The organism is Pseudarthrobacter sp. TE9888 (genome assembly GCF_056279345.1).
In genome coordinates, this window is the sequence record NZ_JBWBRD010000002.1 from 2,016,511 (window position 1) to 2,035,393 (window position 18,883).

The 18,883-nt window shown below is 67.7% G+C and carries 17 protein-coding genes; 5 read left to right on the forward strand and 12 right to left on the reverse strand.

Annotation, left to right across the window (positions count from 1 at the left end):
- Positions 1-15: 15 nt before the first annotated feature.
- Together ACZ9J7_RS10125 and ACZ9J7_RS10130 are read right to left on the reverse strand one after the other, a co-directional pair.
- Positions 16-549 (reverse strand): GNAT family N-acetyltransferase, encoded by a 534-nt coding sequence (locus ACZ9J7_RS10125; protein WP_476209092.1) that lies wholly within the window; start codon positions 547-549, stop codon positions 16-18.
- A gap of 16 nt (positions 550-565) precedes the next feature.
- Positions 566-1,525, reverse strand: a complete 960-nt coding sequence (locus ACZ9J7_RS10130) for a D-2-hydroxyacid dehydrogenase family protein (protein WP_476209094.1) — start codon at positions 1,523-1,525, stop codon at positions 566-568.
- A gap of 122 nt (positions 1,526-1,647) precedes the next feature.
- Between ACZ9J7_RS10130 and ACZ9J7_RS10135 the strand changes: the two genes are divergently transcribed.
- Positions 1,648-2,865, forward strand: coding sequence for an MFS transporter (locus ACZ9J7_RS10135; RefSeq protein WP_476209095.1), 1,218 nt, complete (start codon positions 1,648-1,650; stop codon positions 2,863-2,865).
- Between the two features lie 186 nt (positions 2,866-3,051).
- Here ACZ9J7_RS10135 and aceB read toward each other — a convergent pair whose 3' ends face one another.
- Entirely contained in the window at positions 3,052-4,704 is a 1,653-nt protein-coding gene (aceB, locus tag ACZ9J7_RS10140) for a malate synthase A (protein WP_476209096.1), read from the reverse strand.
- A gap of 255 nt (positions 4,705-4,959) precedes the next feature.
- Positions 4,960-6,276, reverse strand: coding sequence for an isocitrate lyase (gene aceA, locus ACZ9J7_RS10145; protein ID WP_141158209.1), 1,317 nt, complete (start codon positions 6,274-6,276; stop codon positions 4,960-4,962).
- Positions 6,277-6,426: 150 nt separating this feature from the next.
- On the opposite strand from aceA, the gene ACZ9J7_RS10150 reads away from it, so the two are divergent.
- Positions 6,427-7,938: a helix-turn-helix domain-containing protein gene (locus ACZ9J7_RS10150; RefSeq protein ID WP_476209099.1), complete on the forward strand. Its 1,512-nt coding sequence runs from the start codon at positions 6,427-6,429 to the stop codon at positions 7,936-7,938.
- Between the two features lie 235 nt (positions 7,939-8,173).
- Here the strand turns inward: ACZ9J7_RS10150 and ACZ9J7_RS10155 are convergent, their stop codons facing one another.
- Genes ACZ9J7_RS10155 through ACZ9J7_RS10165 form a run of 3 tightly spaced genes read right to left on the reverse strand, consistent with a single transcriptional unit; the run spans position 8,174 to position 11,299 of the window.
- A complete protein-coding gene (locus ACZ9J7_RS10155; RefSeq protein ID WP_476209101.1) occupies positions 8,174-9,220 on the reverse strand; it encodes a TAXI family TRAP transporter solute-binding subunit in 1,047 nt (348 codons plus the stop codon).
- Positions 9,180-10,631, reverse strand: coding sequence for a sensor histidine kinase (locus ACZ9J7_RS10160; RefSeq protein WP_476209103.1), 1,452 nt, complete (start codon positions 10,629-10,631; stop codon positions 9,180-9,182). The genes ACZ9J7_RS10155 and ACZ9J7_RS10160 overlap by 41 nt, the downstream gene beginning before the upstream one ends.
- The gene (locus tag ACZ9J7_RS10165) at positions 10,628-11,299 is read right to left on the reverse strand and encodes a response regulator transcription factor (protein ID WP_476209105.1); all 672 of its coding nucleotides are present in this window, start codon (positions 11,297-11,299) and stop codon (positions 10,628-10,630) included. The genes ACZ9J7_RS10160 and ACZ9J7_RS10165 overlap by 4 nt, the downstream gene beginning before the upstream one ends.
- A gap of 180 nt (positions 11,300-11,479) precedes the next feature.
- On the opposite strand from ACZ9J7_RS10165, the gene ACZ9J7_RS10170 reads away from it, so the two are divergent.
- Positions 11,480-12,928 (forward strand): MFS transporter, encoded by a 1,449-nt coding sequence (locus ACZ9J7_RS10170; protein ID WP_476209107.1) that lies wholly within the window; start codon positions 11,480-11,482, stop codon positions 12,926-12,928.
- On the opposite strand, the gene ACZ9J7_RS10175 is transcribed toward ACZ9J7_RS10170, so the two are convergent.
- Positions 12,925-13,221 carry a hypothetical protein gene (locus ACZ9J7_RS10175; RefSeq protein ID WP_476209109.1) on the reverse strand — a complete coding sequence of 99 codons (297 nt, stop codon included), beginning with the start codon at positions 13,219-13,221 and terminating at the stop codon, positions 12,925-12,927. The genes ACZ9J7_RS10170 and ACZ9J7_RS10175 overlap by 4 nt on opposite strands.
- Positions 13,222-13,321: 100 nt before the next feature.
- On the opposite strand from ACZ9J7_RS10175, the gene ACZ9J7_RS10180 reads away from it, so the two are divergent.
- Both ACZ9J7_RS10180 and ACZ9J7_RS10185 read left to right on the forward strand, forming a co-directional pair.
- Positions 13,322-13,945: a TetR/AcrR family transcriptional regulator gene (locus tag ACZ9J7_RS10180; protein WP_476209111.1), complete on the forward strand. Its 624-nt coding sequence runs from the start codon at positions 13,322-13,324 to the stop codon at positions 13,943-13,945.
- Positions 13,946-14,020: 75 nt separating this feature from the next.
- Positions 14,021-15,769, forward strand: a complete 1,749-nt coding sequence (locus ACZ9J7_RS10185; protein WP_476209112.1) for a pyruvate dehydrogenase — start codon at positions 14,021-14,023, stop codon at positions 15,767-15,769.
- Between the two features lie 137 nt (positions 15,770-15,906).
- Here the strand turns inward: ACZ9J7_RS10185 and ACZ9J7_RS10190 are convergent, their stop codons facing one another.
- The 4 genes from ACZ9J7_RS10190 to ACZ9J7_RS10205 form a co-directional block, all read right to left on the reverse strand.
- Entirely contained in the window at positions 15,907-16,764 is an 858-nt protein-coding gene (locus tag ACZ9J7_RS10190; RefSeq protein WP_476209113.1) for a hydroxymethylpyrimidine/phosphomethylpyrimidine kinase, read from the reverse strand.
- Between the two features lie 71 nt (positions 16,765-16,835).
- Entirely contained in the window at positions 16,836-17,075 is a 240-nt protein-coding gene (locus ACZ9J7_RS10195) for a hypothetical protein (protein WP_476209114.1), read from the reverse strand.
- Between the two features lie 163 nt (positions 17,076-17,238).
- Positions 17,239-18,147 (reverse strand): TIGR01777 family oxidoreductase, encoded by a 909-nt coding sequence (locus ACZ9J7_RS10200; RefSeq protein ID WP_476209115.1) that lies wholly within the window; start codon positions 18,145-18,147, stop codon positions 17,239-17,241.
- A 22-nt stretch (positions 18,148-18,169) separates the two neighbouring features.
- Positions 18,170-18,826 carry a TetR/AcrR family transcriptional regulator gene (locus ACZ9J7_RS10205; RefSeq protein WP_476211833.1) on the reverse strand — a complete coding sequence of 219 codons (657 nt, stop codon included), beginning with the start codon at positions 18,824-18,826 and terminating at the stop codon, positions 18,170-18,172.
- Positions 18,827-18,883 lie beyond the last annotated feature (57 nt).

The following is an 18,883-nucleotide window of genomic DNA, read 5'->3' on the forward strand; positions in this document are numbered from 1 at the left end:
GCGACCCGGCACGGCTCAGGGCAGGGCGCGTTCCAGTACGAAGTCGTGCTCCACGGTGCTGCCCAGCCGGAAGGACTTGGTGCCCACCTTGTGAAAGCCGGACTTTTCGTAGAAGCGGATGGCGCGGGCGTTCTGGCTGTTCACACCCAGCCAGGCCCCGGCGCCCCCGGTGGAGGCCGCGGCCTGGAGGCTGGCGTGCATCAGTTCGGCAGCCGCGCCCAGGCCGTGATAGTCGGGGTGGACGTAGCACTTGCTGATTTCAACGGAGGGCAGCAGTGCCAGGGCGGAGGCCACGTCCGGGTCCGCGGCCGGCCTGTCCACCAGGAGGCTGTAGCCGGTGAGCCGCCCGTCGGCGTCGATGACCAGGATGGTGACGTCCGGGTCCGCAAGATAGCCCGTGAAGTGTTCCTCGCTGAGCGTGTTGGCCAGGTGGGCGGCAATGTCGGCAGGTGACGACGACGGCGGGCAGGCCAGCGGAAAGGTGACGGCAGCCAGGTCGGCGAGCGGGCCGGCGTCGTCCCCTGTTGCCCTGCGGATGGTGTGCGTCATGCGGTGTCCCTCCAGGTCAGGGGGTGATGGTTCGGACGGGGGAGCCGGCAAGCCAGGCGGTGATGTCCTCCAGGGCGCCCCCGTAGAACTGCCCGTAGCTTTCCTGGGTGACGTAGCCCAGGTGCGGGGAAAGCACCGTGTTCGGCGCGGCCAGGAGCGGGTGCCCGGCCTGCAGTGGTTCCTGGTCGAAGACGTCCAGGGCGGCGCCGCGGATCCACCCCTCGTTCAATGCCTTGATGAGCGCCTCCTGGTCCACCAGGGGTCCGCGGGCGGTGTTGACCAGGAGGCCTTCGGGGCCCAGCAGCCTCAGCTCCGCCTCGCCCACGGTGTTCTCCGACCTCGGGGAGAGCCGCAGGTGGAGCGTTGCGACGTCGGCCACTGTGAAGAGTTCCTCCTTGGACACCAGCCGGGCGCCGGCTTCCGCTGCGGACTCCGCGGTGAGGTTCTGGCTCCAGGCCACCACGTCCATGCCGAACGCCTGCCCGTAGGCGGCAATCCGCCGGCCGATCTTGCCCAGGCCCACGATGCCCAGGGTCTTCCCGGCCAGTTCGAGGCCTACCGTTGACTGCCAGGTACCTGCCCGCAGCGAGCTCTCCTCGGCGGGAAGGTGCCGGGCAATGGCCAGCAGGAGGGCCCAGGTCAGTTCGGGTGCTGCCGTGGGTGAGCCGGGCGTGCCGCACACCGTCACCCCGTGTTCGGCGGCAGCTTCGACGTCGATCGCGGCGTTCGCCATTCCGGTGGTGACCAGCAGCTCCAGTGCCGGCAGCTTCTCGAAGACTTCCCGGGGGAACGCGGTCCGCTCGCGCATGGCGATCACCATGGTGGTGTCCGCCAACGCCGCAACCAGGGCATCCCGGGACGTGAAAGGTTCACGGTAGGTCGTCACGGTGACACCCGCCGTCTCCAAAGCCGTGAAATCGGCGAAGCCGTGGGCCGCGTCCTGGTAGTCATCGAGGATGGCAAGGCGGTGCGTCATCGGGTGTCCTTCGCAGTGTCCTACGTCCTGGGGTCACGCTTATCGTATGGCAGGAGACGGTCACCAGGGCGCGTGAAGCCCCGGCACCGCAGGAGCGTGATAGCAATGGGAGTGATGAATCCATGCCCATTCCCGATTTTGGCCCTGTGAGCGGCCCCGCCCTGTCCCGCATCCCGAAAAGCTGGGTCCTGCTGGCCTGCATCGGCCTGCTGGCCCTGAACCTTCGCGGCCCCATCGTCTCCGTGGCCCCCCTGGTGGACCTCATGCAGGCGGAACTGCACTTTTCGCCGGTCATGCTGGGGCTGCTGACCAGCATCCCGGTGCTGTGCTTTTCGCTCGCCGCTCCGCTGGCGTCCCTGGCGGCGCGGAAGTTCGGTGCGGAGTTCGCGGTGACGCTGACCATCGTGGGCGTGCTGGCCGGCGTGCTGCTCCGTTCCGCTGGAGGGCCGGCGCTGGTGGTGGCGGGGACGGTGGTCATTGGCGTGGCCATTACCGTGGGCAACATTGCGGTGCCGCTGATCATCCGCCGGGATTTTGCCCCGCGGCGGCAAGGGACCGCGATGGGGATCTATACCGCGGCCCTGAACATCGGGTCCTTCCTGACCTCGGTGGCCATGGCCCCGCTGGCGGCCGTGACGGGGTGGCGGCTGGCCCTGGCCGCGGTGGCTGTGCTGGCCGTGGCCGCGGTGGTGGTGTGGGTGCTGGCCGTGGGTCCCCGCACCGCGTTCATGGTGTCAGGCGAGGATGGCGTGGACGCGCCGCGGGCCCCGGTGAGCCGTTCCGGCTGGGTCACTGTGGGGCTCACCGCGGGCTTCGGGGGCCAGGCCTTCTCCTACTATGGCGTCACGGCATGGCTGCCCAGCTACCTGCACGACGAACTGGGCATGAATGCCGCGCAGGCCGGCGCCGCGTCCTCGATCTTCCAGATCCTGGCCATCGTGGGCGGCCTCGGTGTGCCTTTTGCGGCCAAATACATGAGTACGACGGCGGTGGCGGTCACCCTGAGTGCCTTGTGGCTTGCCGTCCCGGTGGGGCTGCTTTTCCTGCCGCAGCTGTGGTGGCTGTGGTCCACCTCCGGCGGCATCGCGCAGGGCGGCGGCATCACGCTGATCTTCATCGTCGTCATCAAGCTGGCCCGGGACCAGGCCGCTGCGGGCCGGATGTCCGCCACCGTCCAGGGGCTCGGTTACTGCCTCGCGGCGGTGGCCCCGCCGCTGGTGGGCTTCGTCCACGACAGCTCAGGATCCTGGACGCCGGCCCTGCTGGTCATCCTGGGGTCGGTGCTGGCCTTCTTCGTCGGAACCACCCTGTCGGTGCGGAAGGTGCCGAAGGGCCGCTGAGGCGACCTGACGCCGTCGACCATTCTTCCCGGAAAGCCCGTCCAGGTAACGCCCTAAACCGGCAACGCCCGCCCACTTTCCTGGCGAAAGTGGGCGGGCGTATGGGTTGTTCCGCCGCCGGGCCGGCGCCCCGGATTTCGGGGGACCTGTTGCGAAGGGCGTGCCGGCCCGGCAAACGGAGGTTTGTTACGCCGCGGCGAGCTCCTCGACGGTGGCCTTTTCGCGGGCCTCGGTCAGGTAGCGGGCGTAGGCGGGGAGGGTGAGGAACGAAGGGAACTCACGGCTGAGCGTGACTTCCTCGAAGATGTCCCGGGCGTCCTCGAACCGGTCGCCGTCGAAGCGTTCCAGCCGCGTGAACTCCTCGTCCAGCAGCTCCTCGACCCATTCGTGGCTGATGATCTCGCCCTGGTCGGTGATGGCCCGGGCGTAGATCCACTGCCACAGCTGGGAGCGTGAGATCTCCGCGGTGGCGGCGTCCTCCATGAGGTTGTGGATGGCCACGGCGCCGTTGCCGCGGAGCCAGGATTCGATGTAGCGGATGCCGACTTCGATGTTGTTCCGGATGCCCTGTTCGGTGATGGTGCCGGTGGTGGCGGCCACGTCGATCAGGGCACGGTCATCCGGCGTGACGTCCTCGCGGAGCCGGTCCAGCTGGTTCGGACTGGTGCCCAGGACGCCGTAGAATACCTCGCGGCACACAGGCACCAGGTCCGGGTGCGCCACCCAGGAGCCGTCGAAGCCGTCGTTGGCCTCGCGGGTCTTGTCGGCGCGGACCTTTTCGAGGGCGTTGGCGTTGGCTTCCGGATCCTTGCGGTTGGGAACGGCTGCCGCCATGCCGCCGATGGCCATGGCGCCGCGCTTGTGGCAGGCGCGGACCAGCTGTTCGGTGTAGGCCCGCATGAACGGCTGGGTCATGGTCACCTGGCCGCGGTCCGGCAGGACGAAGCGGGGGCCGCGGGTGCGGAAGTTCTTGATCAGGGAGAAGATGTAGTCCCAGCGGCCGGCGTTCAGCCCTGCCGCGTGGTCGCGCAGTTCGTAGAGGATCTCCTCCATTTCGAACGCCGCGGTGATGGTCTCGATCAGCACCGTGGCGCGGATGGTGCCCTGCGGGATGCCGAGCAGGTCCTGGGCCAGGATGAAGATGTCGTTCCACAGCCGTGCTTCGAGGTGGTTCTCGATCTTGGGCAGGTAGAAGTACGGGCCCTTGCCCTGGGCGAGCAGGCGGCGGGCGTTGTGGAAGAAGAACAGGCCGAAGTCCACGATGCCGCCGGCGATGGGCTGGCCGTCGATGAGCATGTGCTTCTCCGGCAGGTGCCAGCCGCGGGGGCGGACCACGATGGTGGGCAGGTCGCCGACCGGGCGGAGCTTGTATTCCTTGCCTTCTTCGGTGGTGAAGTCGATCCGGCGCTCCAGGGCGTCGGTGAGGTTCAGCTGGCCTTTGATGACGTTCCGCCACGTGGGGGTGGAGGAGTCTTCCATGTCCGCCAGCCATACCTTGGCACCGGAGTTCAGGGCGTTGATGGTCATCTTCTTGTCCACCGGGCCCGTGATTTCGACGCGGCGGTCTTCCAGTCCCGGTGCCGGGGGAGCGACCCGCCACGAGGAGTCATTGCGGATGTGCTCGGTTTCCCGCAGGAACCGCGGGTCCGCTCCGGCAGCGATGTCAGCCCGCCGGGTGCGCCGCGCCTGCAGCAGCTCCCGCCGCCGCTCCGCAGTAGCCCGGTGCAGCTTCGCAATGAATGAGAGGGCATCCGGGGTCAGTACCTCGTCCTGCCGGCAGATGGGCTGCGCGGTCATGGTGATGCCGTTGATGGTGAAGCTATCGGTGAAGCTGTTCATCTCAGTCTCCTTAAGGACGGAAGGGAAGTTCGACGGCGGGACTTGCCTGGGTGGGGCCGGGAAGGGAAATCCTCCGCGTGCTATCCCCATCCCCGGCGAAAGACCTCGCAAAGCTCGGTCGACGCCGGGGACAGGGCCCCTTTACGCACGCTTCCGGATTCCCCCTCCCGGCCCGCGACGGCCACGCTTGGGCGAGTGCCGCCGTCGTGCCTCTTCGGTGAGCGAAGCGAACGGCTCACCTTGGGCGGCTGGGGATTAGTGGAACTGTCCCTCTTCGGTCGATCCGACCAATGCGAGGGTGGACGCGTTCGGGTTGAGCGCCGTGGAGATGGTGTCGAAGTAGCCGGTGCCGACTTCGCGCTGGTGCTTGGTTGCGGTGTAGCCGCGGGACTCGGAGGCGAATTCCTTTTCCTGCAGTTCGACGTAGGCGCTCATGCCTTCACGGGCGTAGCCGTGGGCGAGGTCGAACATCGAGTAGTTCAGGGCGTGGAAGCCGGCCAGGGTGATGAACTGGAAGGTGAAGCCCATGGCGCCGAGTTCGCGCTGGAACTTGGCGATGGTGGCGTCGTCCAGGTGCTTGCGCCAGTTGAAGGACGGGGAGCAGTTGTAGGAGAGCATCTGGTCCGGGAACTCGGCCTTGACGGACTCGGCGAACTTGCGGGCCAGCTCCAGGTCCGGGGTGCCCGTTTCCATCCAGATGAGGTCGGAATACGGGGCGTAGGCCTTGGCGCGGGCGATGCAGGGTTCGATGCCGTTGCGGACCTTGTAGAAGCCTTCCGCCGTGCGCTCGCCGGTGATGAATTCCTGGTCGCGCTCGTCGACGTCGGAGGTGATCAGGGTGGCAGCCTCGGCGTCGGTGCGGGCGATGACGACGGTGGGGGTGCCGGCGACGTCAGCCGCGAGCCGTGCGGCGTTCAGGGTCCGGACGTGCTGCTGCGTGGGGATCAGCACCTTGCCGCCGAGGTGGCCGCACTTCTTTTCCGATGCGAGCTGGTCCTCCCAGTGAACACCTGCTGCACCGGCCTGGATCATGGATTTCATGAGTTCGTAGGCGTTCAGCGGGCCGCCGAAGCCGGCTTCGGCATCGGCAACGATCGGGACCAGCCAGTCCTCGACGGTCTGGATGCCTTCGGAGAACTCGATCTGGTCCGCCCGGAGCAGGGCGTTGTTGATGCGGCGGACCACGGTGGGGACGGAGTTGGCCGGGTAAAGCGACTGGTCCGGGTAGGTGTGGCCGGAGTTGTTGGCGTCGGCAGCTACCTGCCAGCCGGAGAGGTAGATGGCGCGCAGGCCCGCCTTGACCTGCTGGACGGCCTGGTTTCCGGTGAGGGCGCCCAGTGCGTTGGTGTAGCCGCCGGTCTTGTGCTCCTCGGTGAGCTGCTTCCACAGCTTTTCGGAGCCGCGGCGGGCCAGGGTCTGCTCTTCGGTGACGCGGCCGCGGAGGCGGACGACGTCGGAGGCTGAGTAGTCACGGGTCACACCTTCCCAGCGGGGGTTGGCGGCCCACTCGAGCTCCAGGGCGGCGGCCTGCTCTTCGGGCGTCTGCTGGGTGGGCTCAAATGCTGCAGTCATCGTTGATCTCCTTGATTGAGCTCCGGACGGGATAGGTGGGAACCGCGTCGTTGAGGTTCCCACCGGCTTTATCCGGTGCGGTGTTTCTTTCCGTGACAACTACTTTTCAGCACTTTCAACCCCCTTTCTAGATAAAAAGTATGGAAAGAAATGCACTTCTTCACGTATTCTTCAGAAATGTCGCCTTCAAGCTGGAACAGGGACGTTTCCCAGCCACCGTCAGCCGCCGCAGCGGAACTGGACGTCATCGCACTGGGCCGCCGCGTCCGCCATCTCCGCAAACAAGCCGGGCTCACGCTCGATGACCTGAGCGCCGCCGTCGGTACCGCTCCCAGCCAGCTGAGCCTGATTGAAAACGGCAAGCGCGAGCCCAAACTGACGCTGCTTCAGCACCTGGCAGCGGCGCTGAACGTCAGCATCGACCAGCTGCTCGGGGCCGAACCGCCCAGCCGCCGCGCCGCCCTCGAAATTGAGCTGGAGCGCTACCAGCGCGGGCCGCTGTACGAGTCGCTGGACCTGCCCAAAATCCGCATCAGTTCGCGGCTTCCGCTGGATGTTCTGGAGGCCCAGGTGGGGCTGCTGCACGAGCTGGAACGGAAGATGAACGAGCAGGTGGCCACCCCGGAGGAAGCCCGCCGCGCCAACGGCGAACTGCGGGCCATGATGCGGGAACGCGGCAACTACTTCCCGGAGTACGAGGCCGAGGCGCAGAAGGTCCTCAAGGAGGTGGGTTACACCACCGGCCCGCTGAGCCAGCACGTCATCGCGGACATCGCCGAGCACCTCGGGTTCACCCTGCACCACGTGGGGGATTTGCCCCATTCCACCCGCTCCGTGACGGATTTGAAGAACCGCAAAATTTACCTGACGCAGAGCCAGCGGCAGGACCACGACCCCCGCTCGGTGCTGCTGCAGGCCCTGGGCCACTACGTCCTGGGCCATGAAACGCCCAAGAACTACGGAGACTTCCTCGCCCAGCGGGTAGCCACCAACTATTTCGCCGCCGCCCTGCTCCTGCCCGAGCAGGCAACCGTCGAATTTCTGCAAAAAGCCAAAGCGGCCAAGGAAATCGCGGTCGAGGACATCCGGGACGCGTTCGCCGTGTCCTATGAGACCGCGGCGCACCGCTTCACCAACCTGGCCACGAAGCACCTGGGCATCACCACGCACTTCCAGAAGACGCACCAGAGCGGCATCATCTACAAGGCCTACGAGAACGACGGCGTGAACTTCCCCCAGGACCACACCGGCGCCATCGAGGGCCAGCCGTCGTGCAAGGCCTGGACCTCCCGTGCCGTGTTCGACGTGCCGGACAAGTTCAGTGCCTACAGCCAGTACACCGACACGCCGTCGGGCACGTACTGGTGCACCGCCCGCACCGAGCGGTCCGCCAGCGGCGAGTTCTCACTCAGCATCGGCGTGCCGTACCAGCATGTGAAATGGTTCCGCGGGCGGGAGACCACCGCCCGGGCCAGGTCCAACTGCCCGGATCCCAACTGCTGCAAGCGGCCGCCTGCCGAACTGACCAGCCAGTGGGCCGGGAACGCCTGGCCGTCCGCGCGCGCCCATTCGCACCTGCTGGCCGCGATGCCTCCCGGAGCTTTCCCGGGGGTGGATGAGACCGAGGTGTACAGCTTCCTGCAGGCGCACTCCGGCTCATAGGAACGCCCCATCACATACTGCCCCTTTCTTCCCAACGCCCCATCACATCCCGCCGGTTTCCTCTGGACGCCCCATCAGATCCCACCGGTTTCCTCCGGACGCCCCATCAGATCCCGCCGGTTTCCTCCGGACGCCCCATCACTTTCCTGACGAAAGTGATGAGGCGTTTGGGTTTACGCCGCCAGAAGTGATGGCGCGTTGCTGGATTAAGTGCCAAAAGTGATGGGGCGTTGGGTCAGCCGTGGAGCTTGCGGTAGGCCTCAGCGGCGGCGGGATGCAGCGGGATCCCGGCGGTGTTGATGAGGCTCTCCGCGCTGAGGAACTGCACGCCCAGGGTGGACTGGGGGATGAGTTCGCCGGCGTTGTGCACCAGCAACTGGACTGTGCGCTCCACGGTGGCGCTGTCCAGGTCCCGCCGGCAGAGCAGCAGGTTGGGAGCGCCCACCGTCCACACCGCCGGTATGCCGGGATAGCTGCCCTCTGGAATCAGGACCCGGTCGTACATTCCGCCGTACCTCCGGCGCAGCTCCGGCAGCAGGGCGGACAAATCCAGCAGTCCCAACGCCACGTCCTGCTGCGCGGCAGCGATGGCCGCGGTGGGCACGCCGCCGGACCAGAACAGTGCATCCACGGTCCCCGCCTTGAGCGCTGCGATGCCGTCATTCAGGCCAAGATGTTCGACGCCGGCAGTCCCGGCGGAGGGCGGCGCGGCATCCGTTGAGGTGCCCAGGCCCGCTGCTTCGAGCAACCGTGGAGTGGTAAGGGAAGTCCCCGATCCGGGTTGCCCCACGGCCACGCGCCGCCCGGCAAGCCCGGAAATGTCCCGGATGCCGCTGTCCTTCCGCACCACGCAGTGGACGTAGTTCTCATACACCTTGCCGATCGCAGCGATCTCTGCCGCATCCCCGCCGGCCTGGTCCCCGGCGGCATCGGCCAGGGCCACGGCAAAGGAGGCACGCCCCGCCCGCAGTTCGGCGATGTTGTCCAGGCTTCCGCCGGTGGCCACGGCCCGGGCGTGGCCGGCGACACCGTGGCGTTCAAGTGCCGCGGCCAGCAGCGTTGAGAACTCGAGGTAGAAGCCGCCCGGTTCCCCGCCCGCCACCACCAGGTCCTCAGGGCGGTCGGCGCCGGTGCACGCACTGAGGGCAGGCGGCAGGCAGGCCGCGAGTCCGACGGCGATGGCTGACCTGAGCACGGACCGCCGCGGCAGTTGCGGCAAAGGACCTCCCGGGGCGACGGGATCACGCACGGGCGCTACCCCGGCTGGAACGCGGGAGCGCATGGTCCGCAGGGTTGACGGGGAACTCGAGGCGGGCGGACAACCCGTGGGGGACGGCGTCGGCCAGCACCAGGCGCGCGCCGTTGGCCGCGGCGAGCTCGCCCACAATGGTCATGCCCAGCCCGGTGCCCGGAACCGACGCGTGCTGAGGGGACCGCCAGAACCTGGTGGCTGCCGAGGCGCGCTCAACGGCGCTGAGCCCTGGACCGTCGTCGGAAATTTCCACTGCCACCATGCCCGGTTCCGGCCGGACCGCTGCCGTGATGGTGGCACCCCGGGCATATTTGATGGCGTTATTGAGCAGCTCGGCGGCCATCTGGGCCAGCTCCGCCGGGTGGCAGGAAACCAGTGCAGGCGGCTGCGGCGGCGGAGTGAGGACCAGCCGGCAGCCGGCCTGTTCGGCGAGCGGGGCTGCCCGTTCGATCTCGCCCTGGAGCACAGGGAACGGGTCCACCGGGTCCGGCGCGGGAAGCTCATCGAGGCTGCCGGCAGCCCGCAGATACCCCTCGGAGGCGCGGTGCTCTGCGGCGGCAAGCTTCAGTACCCCGTCCAGGATCTCTTCCACGCGTTCCAGCTCCGCCATGGCCCGCTCGGCGGCATCGTGTTCGCGGGCCGTCTTCAACTCGAGCTGCAGCAGGTCCAGCCGCAGCCGGAGGGCCCCCACCGGGTTGCGCAGCTGGTGCGAGGTGTCCGCAATCAGTTGGCGCTGGGCTGCCATGCTGGCACTGACAGTCCGCGCCATCGCCGTGAAGGACCGGCTCAGTTCCCGCAGCTCCGGGGGCCCGTCCTCCGGGAGGCGCCCGGTGCGTCCAGTCCGCTCCAGCTCGTGCAGGGCCGAATCCAGGCGCAGGACCGGACGCAGGACCCAGCCGGTGACCCGGGCAGCCCCCACCAGCAGCACGGCCGCCAGGGCAAGCGCGGCAATCCCCACCCCCAGCCAGCGCTCGCGGAGTTTCTGCCGCGCAGCGTCGGCGTGGACGTCCAGCAGTACGGCGCCGAGGACCTGGCTGGCGCTGCCGAACGGCCGGAAGATGAGCTGCGAACCGGAGCCAAGGGGTTCCAGTGGTTCAAGGGTGGTGTTGCTGACGTTCAGCCGGGCCAGGGACAAGGCGTTCTGCACGTCGGGCCGTCTCGCGTCCAAACCACCGGAGGCCAGGGTCTGCTCCTGAACGCGCACCACGATCCCCTCGCCGTACAACCCGGAATACGTGTCCATCTCCCGCTGCAGCCGCGCCGTGTCCCCGTCGCCCGCGGCGTCGAAGGCCACCTGGGCCAACCGGTTCAGCGACGCCGCCCGGTTGATCTGGAGTTCCTGGGTCAGCTCGCGGGACGCGGACGTGAGGATGGTGCCCGAGATCAGGAACACCACCACCAGGCAGAGCACGCTGAGGACGCCCAGCACCCGCAGCCTCATCCGGAAGCCGCTTCCACCCGGTAGCCCACTCCGCGGACGTTGATGATGAAGCCGGGTTTCTGCAGCTTGGCCCGCAGCCCGGTGAGGTGGACGTCCAGGGACCGGGAGGAGGCCAGGAAGGCGTCGCCCCACAGTGCGTCCAGGATCTGTTCGCGGGTAACCACCGAGCCGGCATGGCGTGCCAGCAGCGCCAGGAGCTCGAACTCGGTGGCGGTCAGGGCCAGCGGCAGCCCGGCTTTCGCAGCGGTGTGCCGGTTCAGGTCGATCGCGAGGTCGCCCAGCACAATGACGTCTTCCTGCTGGACGCCGCCGGCCCGGGCCGCCCGCCGCGTCACCGCTTCGATCCGGGCCAGCAGTTCCACCAGCTTGACCGGCTTGACCAGGTAGTCGTCCGCGCCGGAACGGAGTCCGAGCACCACGCTGCGTTCGTCGTCCCTGGCGGTGAGGATCAGGATGGGGACGTCGGTGACCTGGCGGAGCTTGCGCAGCACCTCCAGTCCGTCCATGTCCGGCAGTCCCAGGTCGAGGAGGATCACCTGGAAGTTCCGGTGGGAGAGCAGCGCGTCAGCGCCCCGCGCCAGCCGCCGGGCGTGGTGCCCGGCGCTTTCGACGGCGGCGGTCAGGGCACCTGCCATGGCGTCGTCATCCTCGACGATCAGCACGTCCATTGCCATCTTCCTTGCCGTTGTGCGGTTGCCCGGATCATCCCCGCTACTGGAGACTACCGCCTGCGGAAAGGTCTTGCCCGGCCGCGGCCGCCAGGCGGCGCCGCCGGAGCCACCGCAGATACCTAAGGAAGTGTTAGGAAATGCCCCGCGGCGTTGGTTGTGCGGTGGATCACCCATACCGTGGATGAGGCCCTCCGGCGTTGGAGGACGCACGTCACCACAAGGAGGAACTCACCGATGAGCACCCAGAAAACTGCGCCCCGATCGGAGGCCGCCCAGACCCGGCGGGCCGTGGGCAACATCCTGAAAGGTTCCGCCGGCAACCTTGTGGAGTGGTACGACCTCTACGTCTACACCGTCTTCGCCGCCTACTTCCAGGCCCACTTCTTCAATTCCAAGGATGAGCTCCAGGCGGGCCTGGAAGCGATGGCCGTCTTCTCGACGTCGTTCCTGATGCGTCCCATCGGCGCCTGGTTCTTCGGCCGGTACGCGGACCGCAGGGGCCGCAAGGCCGCCCTCACGCTCTCCGTGACCATGATGTCCGCCGGCTCCTTCGCCATCGCCGTGCTGCCCACCCAGGACGTCATCGGGCTGTGGGCCATGATCCTGCTGGTGCTGGTCCGCGTGATCCAGGGCTTCTCCGTGGGCGGAGAGTACGGCACCAGCGCCACCTACATGTCCGAGGCGGCCACCAGCAAGCGCCGCGGCTTCTTCTCCAGCTTCCAGTACGTCACCCTGATCGGCGGCCAGATGCTGGCCCTGCTGGTCCTGGTGGTCCTGCAGAACGTCATGCCCAAGGGCGACCTGAGCGAGTGGGGCTGGCGCATCCCGTTCGCGATCGGCGGCGTGGCTGCCCTGGTGGTGCTGTGGCTCCGCCGCTCCATGGAGGAGACCGTTTCCGCCGAGCAGATCGAGGCGGCCAAGACTCCCGCGGTGGCCGGACAGGCCCAGCCGGGCACCATGAAGCTGCTGTTCACGAGCTACTGGAAGCCGCTGCTGGTCTGCATCGGCATCACCCTTGGCGGCACCGTGGCGTTCTACACTTACACCAACTTCATCCTGAAGTTCATGAACGATACGTCCGGCATCGCCAAGACCGACACCTCCGTGATCAACTTCTGGGCGCTGTTCATCTTCATGCTGCTCCAGCCCGTGTACGGCATCATCTCGGACAAGGTGGGCCGCAAGCCGCTGCTGCTCTGGTTCGGCATCACCGGCGTACTCTTCACCTGGCCGCTGCTCTCCACCCTGGCCGGCACCAAGGACCCGTTCACCGCGTTCCTGCTGATGATGGGCGGCCTGCTGATCGTTGGCGGCTACACCTCCATCAACGCCCTGGTGAAGGCCGAACTGTTCCCCGCCTCCATCCGCGCGCTTGGCGTGGGCCTGGGCTACGCGATCGCCAACTCGCTGTTCGGCGGCACCGTGCCGCTGATCGGTGCGGCACTGCAGAAGGCCGGCCAGGAAGAGCTGTTCTTCACCTACGTCACCGTGGCCATCGCCATCTCGCTGCTGGTCTACATCTTCGCGCTGAAGAACAAGAAGGCCACGCACCTCGATGACGAACAGGGCCACGCCTGGGTGGCCAACGCGGCCGACGGCGACGAGCGGGTGGGTGCCGGACGCTAGCTTCCGGTGCGGGTGCTGCGCCGCCGCGCCAGCCGGCCGTGGACGGCGAAGAGGCGGGGCAGCACGAGGTAGACAGCAGTGGGAACCACCACCATGGTCAGGGCCATCGCCCGGAAGATGGGGTGCCAGCTTTCCATCAGGGGAGCGGCAGCCATCATGCCGATGGCCACCAGCGGAAAAATTGCCAGCCAAGTGATGGCCGCGCGGACATGGATGGACGGCGGTGCCGGCGGAATGACCTGCTCCTCGGGTGCTGTCACGGCTGGAAAAGCGGGGCTGGGGATGGTGTCCATCAGAATCTCCAACTAGGTAGTTGCAATTGCTTTTGGTAGACCCTAGCGGGGTTCGCGGAGCAATTGCAACTACCTGGTTGGAATTGCGTAGACTTATGTCATGGCATGGAACACAGAGCGCACCAAAGAGCTGCTGCTGGCCGCTGCCACGGAGGAATTCAGCGCCAAGGGGCTCGCGGGCGCCCGGGTGGACCGCATTGCAGCTGCCGCCGGCGTGAACAAGGAGCGCATCTACCAGTACTTCGGCAAGAAGGATGAGCTGTTCGACGCCGTCCTGGCAGCCGAAATGGTCCGGGTGATGACCGAGGTTCCCATCACCGGCAGCGGACCGGACGCGTTCGGGGAATACGCCGGCCGCCTCTTCGACCGACACACCACCGACGGCGTCCTGCCCAGGCTCCTGTTCTGGGAAGGCCTGGAGCGGGGCGGGGACACCGTCAGCCGCGCCACCCGCTCCGACCACTGCGCCATCAAGGTGGGCCAGGTCCTGGACGTCCTTCCCGGGATCGACCGGACTGACGCAGCGGACCTGCTGATCACCGTCATCACCCTCTGCGACGGCTGGCCCGTCCTGCCCCAGATCGACACGCTCCTGGCGGGCAGCAGCCCGGACCGGACCACCCGTCGTCGTGCGTTCATTGTCCGGACCGCGATCCTCCTCGCCGAAGCCCTCGCCGCCGGGGTGCGGCCGGCACCCGAAGCTGCCCTGGACCAGGCCGGCTGAAAGGCCTGCCGGACAGGTGGGCGGACTATATTGGGCCATGTCAGCACACCACCACCATCGCGGGAGTCTGCACCCATGGCCAAGGAACTCGCCACCCAGCTCATCGAACAACTCCAGGCTGCCGGCGTGCAGCGGATCTACGGGATTGTGGGCGACAGCCTCAACCCGATCGTGGACGCCGTCCGCCAGACCGGAGGCTCCGCGAAGGGCGGCATTGACTGGATCCACGTCCGCCATGAGGAAGCCGCAGCCTTTGCCGCCGCAGCCGAAGCCCAGCTCACCGGCAAGCTTGCCGTGTGCGCAGGGTCCTGCGGCCCCGGAAACCTGCACCTGATCAACGGACTCTACGACGCCAACCGCTCCGGCGCGCCCGTGCTGGCCATCGCCTCGCACATCCCCAGCAAGCAGATCGGCAGCAGCTTCTTCCAGGAAACCCACCCGGACCGGCTGTTCAACGAGTGCTCGGTGTACTCGGAGCTGGTCAGCACCGCTGAGCAGGCTCCCCGCGTCATGCACAGCGCCATCCAGCATGCGCTGGGCCTTGGGGGAGTTGCCGTTGTGACCCTGCCGGGGGACATCGCCGGGCTGGAAGCCGCAGGCCCCACGCCACTCCCGGCCACCTTCCGGCCGGCCAGCCTGGTCCCGGACCCGGCCAGCGTCGAGGCACTCGCGGACGCCATCAACGACGCCGGCAAGGTGGCCATCTTCGCCGGCGCCGGCGTGGAGGGGGCGCACAGCGAGCTGATGGCGCTCGCCGAACTGGCCAAGGCGCCGGTGGGCCACTCCCTGCGCGGCAAGGACTTCGTCCAGTACGACAACCCGTTCGATATCGGCATGACCGGGCTGCTGGGCTACGGGGCCGCGGCGGAAGGCATCGAGGACGCCGACCTGCTGATCCTCCTGGGCACCGACTTCCCGTACGACCAGTTCCTGCCGGACACCCGCACCGCGCAGGTGGACCGGGTGGCCCACCGGCTGGGACGCCGGACCGACGTCGACATCGCCGTCCACGGCGACGTGCTTCCCACCCTGCGCGCACTGCTGCCGCTGGTGAAAGCGAAGAAGAGCCGCAGGTTCCTGGACCAGATGCTCAAGAAGCACGACCGGCTGATGAACAAGGCCGTGGGCGCCTACACCCGGAAGGTGGAGAAGAAGCAGCCCATCCACCCGGAGTACGCGGCGTCCCTGCTGGACCAGGTGGCCGCTGAGGACGCCATCTTCACCGCGGACACGGGCATGTGCAACGTCTGGACCGCGCGGTACATCAATCCGCTGGGCACCCGCCGGCTGATCGGGTCCTTCCTGCACGGCTCCATGGCCAACGCCTTGCCGCACGCCAATGGCGCCCAGTTGGCGTACCCCGGCCGGCAGGTCATCTCCGTTTCCGGCGACGGCGGGCTGTCCATGCTGCTGGGTGAGCTCATCACGGCCGCCGCCTACAAGCTGCCGGTCAACGTGGTGGTGTTCAACAACTCCACCCTGGGCATGGTCAAACTCGAGATGCTGGTGGACGGCCTGCCCGATTTCGGCGTGGACGTGCCGGACGCCAACTACGCGGCCGTGGCGCAGGCGCTGGGCTTCCATGCCGTCCGGGTCACGGATCCGGCGCAGATCGAATCGGCGTACCGGGAGGCGTTCGCCCACCCCGGCCCGTCGCTGGTGGAGCTCATCACCGACCCCAAGGCGCTGTCCATCCCGCCGAAGATCTCCGGTTCGCAGGTGATCGGGTTCGCCACCGCCATGTCCAAGGTGGTCCTGAACCGCGGGGCCGGCGAGGCCGTGAGCATGGCGCGCAGCAACCTGCGCAACATCCCCCGGCGCTGACCGGGGTCCAAACCCGCCATCAAATCCTGCCCATAAATCCGGAACGCGTCTGCATAAGTGCAGACGCGTTCCGGATTTTACGGCGAAAAGTGATGGGGCGTTTGGTGTGTGGGGCCCGAAAGTGATGGGGCGTTTGGTCAGCGGGCGCCGCCCTGCCACAGGGCATCGAACGGGGCGCCGGAGGCAACGCGGTTGCGGATGCCGGCGGTGACGAAGTCCTTGGCGGTCCGGGCAGCCTCCAGCGGGCTGGCGCCCTTGGCCAGTTCTGCCGTTACGGCGGCGGCCAGCGAGCAGCCCGCACCGGAAACTGCCACCTCGCCCACCTTGGGAGCACTCAGGACTTCGAGCGTCTCGCCGTCATAGAAGACGTCGACGGCGTCCGGGCCTTCCAGCCGGACCCCACCCTTGGCCAGGACTGCTGCGCCGCTGAGCTCGTGGATGCGGACCGCAGCGGCTTTCAGTGACTCCACGTCCGTGATGTCCAGGCCGGACAAGGACTCCGCCTCGAAGTGGTTGGGGGTGACGAACGTGGCCAGCGGCAGGATCTGCGCCTTCAGGGCCTGGTCCGTGTCCAGCGCGTGCCCCGGTTCCTGGCCCTTGCAGATCAGCACCGGGTCCAGGACAACGTTGGCGAAGCTGTTCTCCTGCAGGGCACCGGCCACGGTGTTGATGGTGGCCGGGCTGCCCAGCATGCCGATCTTCACCGTGTCCAATGCCGAAGGTGCGCCCGACGCCGGACCGTAGGCCGCCGTCGTCGCCTCCAGCTGGTCCGCGATTACCTGCTGGTCCACCGGCACGAAGCGGTGGTTCCAGCTGTCCTTCGGGTCGAAGGACACGATGCAGGTGAGGTTGGCGATGCCGAAGACGCCGAGTTCCTGGAAGGTCTTCAGGTCGGCCTGCGCGCCGGCGCCTCCGGTGGCTTCGGAGCCGGCGATGGTGAGGACGACGGCGGGACTTGCGGCGGGCAGCGTTGCTTCAGGGGTAGCGGAAGTCATGCACCCATCCTGCCACCCGCCGTCGGACGCTTTCCATGTGTCACCGGACAGGGCTCCGGGACGCCGTGTGGTCAGGGTTCCAGCGGTGCCGGTGCGGGTGCTCCGGGTTGGTGCCCCGCTGCGTCATGGATCGTGACGAGGCCGGACACGGCCGCCCGCCCCAGCGCCGCGCAGAATCCTGTCCACAGGACCGTGCCCCACATAGCAGTCCAGTGGCTCCCCGTGATGAACATGAGCGTCAGCATCCCGGTGGCCAGGCCGGCCACGCCGACGGCCAGGATGTGCAGGCCCTGGTTGCGGACCGGCCGCATGCAAACTCCGGTAGCCAGCGCCAGGGGCATGCCCAGAAGCAGGGCGGAGAGCGTCCCGTAGAGATAGCCGGGGAAACCCAGGGGAACCCGAAGACAAGGACTGTGAGGAACGCGCCTGCAAGGAACGCGCCGGGACCGAAGGTGACGCGCAGCGGGCGGCTCATCACCGGCCCTTGGCGATCTGCAGCAGTGCCCGCCCCAGCTCCGGCTGGCTGTAGACGAAGCCCGCGTCCAGCAGTTTCCGCGGCTGGACCCACCGGCTTTTGAGCACCAGCTCGGTCTCCGTGCGGATCAGCACGGCACCTGCCCGGAGGAGCCACGCAGGGGTGGGGAGTCCGAAGCGGGCGCCGTAGGCCCGCCGCAGCAGGCGCATCATTTCCCTGTTGCTCACCACGTCCGGCGATGCCACGTTGACCGGTCCGGTGATATCAGTCCGCGCGTACAGGAAGCGGATGCTGCGGTACAGGTCCTCCACGTGGATCCAGCTGAACTTCTGTGCGCCGTCGCCCATGTGGCCGCCCAGCCCCAGCCGTGCCAGGTTGGCGAACGGCGCCAGCGCGCCGCCGCCGCGGCCCAGCACGATGGCGATCCGCAGCGGGACCTTCCGGGTGGCCGGCGTCGTGGCCGCTGCGAGGGCGGCCTCCCACGCTTTGGCCACGTCCACGGAGAAGCCGGAGCCAAGCTCGCCGTCTACTTCGGACTGGGGGCGGTCCCTGGCGTCGCGGTAGATGGTGCCGGTGCTGGCATTCAGCCAGGTCGACGGCGGCTCGGGGCACTGCGCGATGGCCCGCCCCAGCGCCTGGGTGGTGGCCACGCGGGAGTCCAAGATGATCGCCTTGTTCCGCCGGTTGTAGCGGCAGGAGACGGACCGTCCGGCGAGGTTCACCACCAGCCCGGCGCCGTTGAGCACCCGGACCATGCCGGCGTCGTCATCCCATGCCGCCGCGGCGCCGCCCGTTCCCTTGCGTCCAATGGTGCGCACGGTCCACCCGTCTTCCTGGAAACGCCGGCGAAGGTACGTGCCGATGAAGCCGGAAGCCCCTGCCACCACAACGGTCTTTGTGCTGCCCATCTTTTCCCCCAATGTTTCTGCCCTAATCGCGGATGCTGCGGCTCAGGTCCAGGACGTCGTCCAAAACCTTGCTGGCTCCCGGGATGCGGGCCAGTGCGAGGCCGCGGGCAATGAGGGGGGCCGCGCCGTCCACCAGCCTCCTGGTCCGCCGCTGGCCCTCCGAGGTGTCATAGACCCAAAAGAGGGTGATGCCCATGTAGCAAAGCCACAGCAGCTCCGGCAGGTCGGCCCGCAGCTTCTTCGGCACGGCGGGCCTGGCCCCCTCCACGGTGCGCCTGAAGATGTCCAGGGATGCCTCCCGGGCCGGCGTGGACCCTGCTGAAAAGGGGTTCACCGGTGATGTTGGCCGGATCGCGGTGGCCACGAAGTCCGCGCCGAACCGGTGGTACGGGGCCATGACGTCGAGGCCGGCATGCAGTGTTGCCTTGAGGCGGTCAGCCAGGGAAGCTGTCCCGTCCAGCGCTTCCGATGCCCGCGCCGCGTGCTCTGCCTGCACCTGGATGTACAGCTCGTGGACCAGGTCATCCTTGGATGCGAAGTAGTAGTAGGCGTTGCCGACCGAGACGCCTGCCTCGGCGGCGATGGCGCGCATGGTGGTCTTCTCGAACCCGATCTCACGGAACATGCTCAGCGCGGTGTCCGCCACCAGCTGCCTGGTCTGTTCGCTCTTCGCCGCCACTGCACTCCATTCTTTGAACGTGTTCAAAAATCAGTGTGCCACAAGAGTTGAACATGT

What these genes read in the sequence shown, in the direction of transcription:
- ACZ9J7_RS10150 (WP_476209099.1), top strand. Translation starts at nt 6,427, where the DNA reads ATGCACTTCTTCACGTATTCTTCAGAAATGTCGCCTTCAAGCTGGAAC.
- ACZ9J7_RS10130 (WP_476209094.1), bottom strand. Translation starts at nt 1,525, where the DNA reads ATGACGCACCGCCTTGCCATCCTCGATGACTACCAGGACGCGGCCCAC.
- ACZ9J7_RS10195 (WP_476209114.1), bottom strand. Translation starts at nt 17,075, where the DNA reads ATGCGGCCGGTCCGCAACCAGGGCCTGCACATCCTGGCCGTCGGCGTG.
- ACZ9J7_RS10165 (WP_476209105.1), bottom strand. Translation starts at nt 11,299, where the DNA reads ATGGACGTGCTGATCGTCGAGGATGACGACGCCATGGCAGGTGCCCTG.
- aceB (WP_476209096.1), bottom strand. Translation starts at nt 4,704, where the DNA reads ATGAACAGCTTCACCGATAGCTTCACCATCAACGGCATCACCATGACC.
- ACZ9J7_RS10180 (WP_476209111.1), top strand. Translation starts at nt 13,322, where the DNA reads ATGGCATGGAACACAGAGCGCACCAAAGAGCTGCTGCTGGCCGCTGCC.
- ACZ9J7_RS10190 (WP_476209113.1), bottom strand. Translation starts at nt 16,764, where the DNA reads ATGACTTCCGCTACCCCTGAAGCAACGCTGCCCGCCGCAAGTCCCGCC.
- ACZ9J7_RS10135 (WP_476209095.1), top strand. Translation starts at nt 1,648, where the DNA reads ATGCCCATTCCCGATTTTGGCCCTGTGAGCGGCCCCGCCCTGTCCCGC.
- ACZ9J7_RS10185 (WP_476209112.1), top strand. Translation starts at nt 14,021, where the DNA reads ATGGCCAAGGAACTCGCCACCCAGCTCATCGAACAACTCCAGGCTGCC.
- ACZ9J7_RS10160 (WP_476209103.1), bottom strand. Translation starts at nt 10,631, where the DNA reads ATGAGGCTGCGGGTGCTGGGCGTCCTCAGCGTGCTCTGCCTGGTGGTG.
- aceA (WP_141158209.1), bottom strand. Translation starts at nt 6,276, where the DNA reads ATGACTGCAGCATTTGAGCCCACCCAGCAGACGCCCGAAGAGCAGGCC.
- ACZ9J7_RS10125 (WP_476209092.1), bottom strand. Translation starts at nt 549, where the DNA reads ATGACGCACACCATCCGCAGGGCAACAGGGGACGACGCCGGCCCGCTC.
- ACZ9J7_RS10175 (WP_476209109.1), bottom strand. Translation starts at nt 13,221, where the DNA reads ATGGACACCATCCCCAGCCCCGCTTTTCCAGCCGTGACAGCACCCGAG.
- ACZ9J7_RS10155 (WP_476209101.1), bottom strand. Translation starts at nt 9,220, where the DNA reads ATGCGCTCCCGCGTTCCAGCCGGGGTAGCGCCCGTGCGTGATCCCGTC.
- ACZ9J7_RS10200 (WP_476209115.1), bottom strand. Translation starts at nt 18,147, where the DNA reads ATGGGCAGCACAAAGACCGTTGTGGTGGCAGGGGCTTCCGGCTTCATC.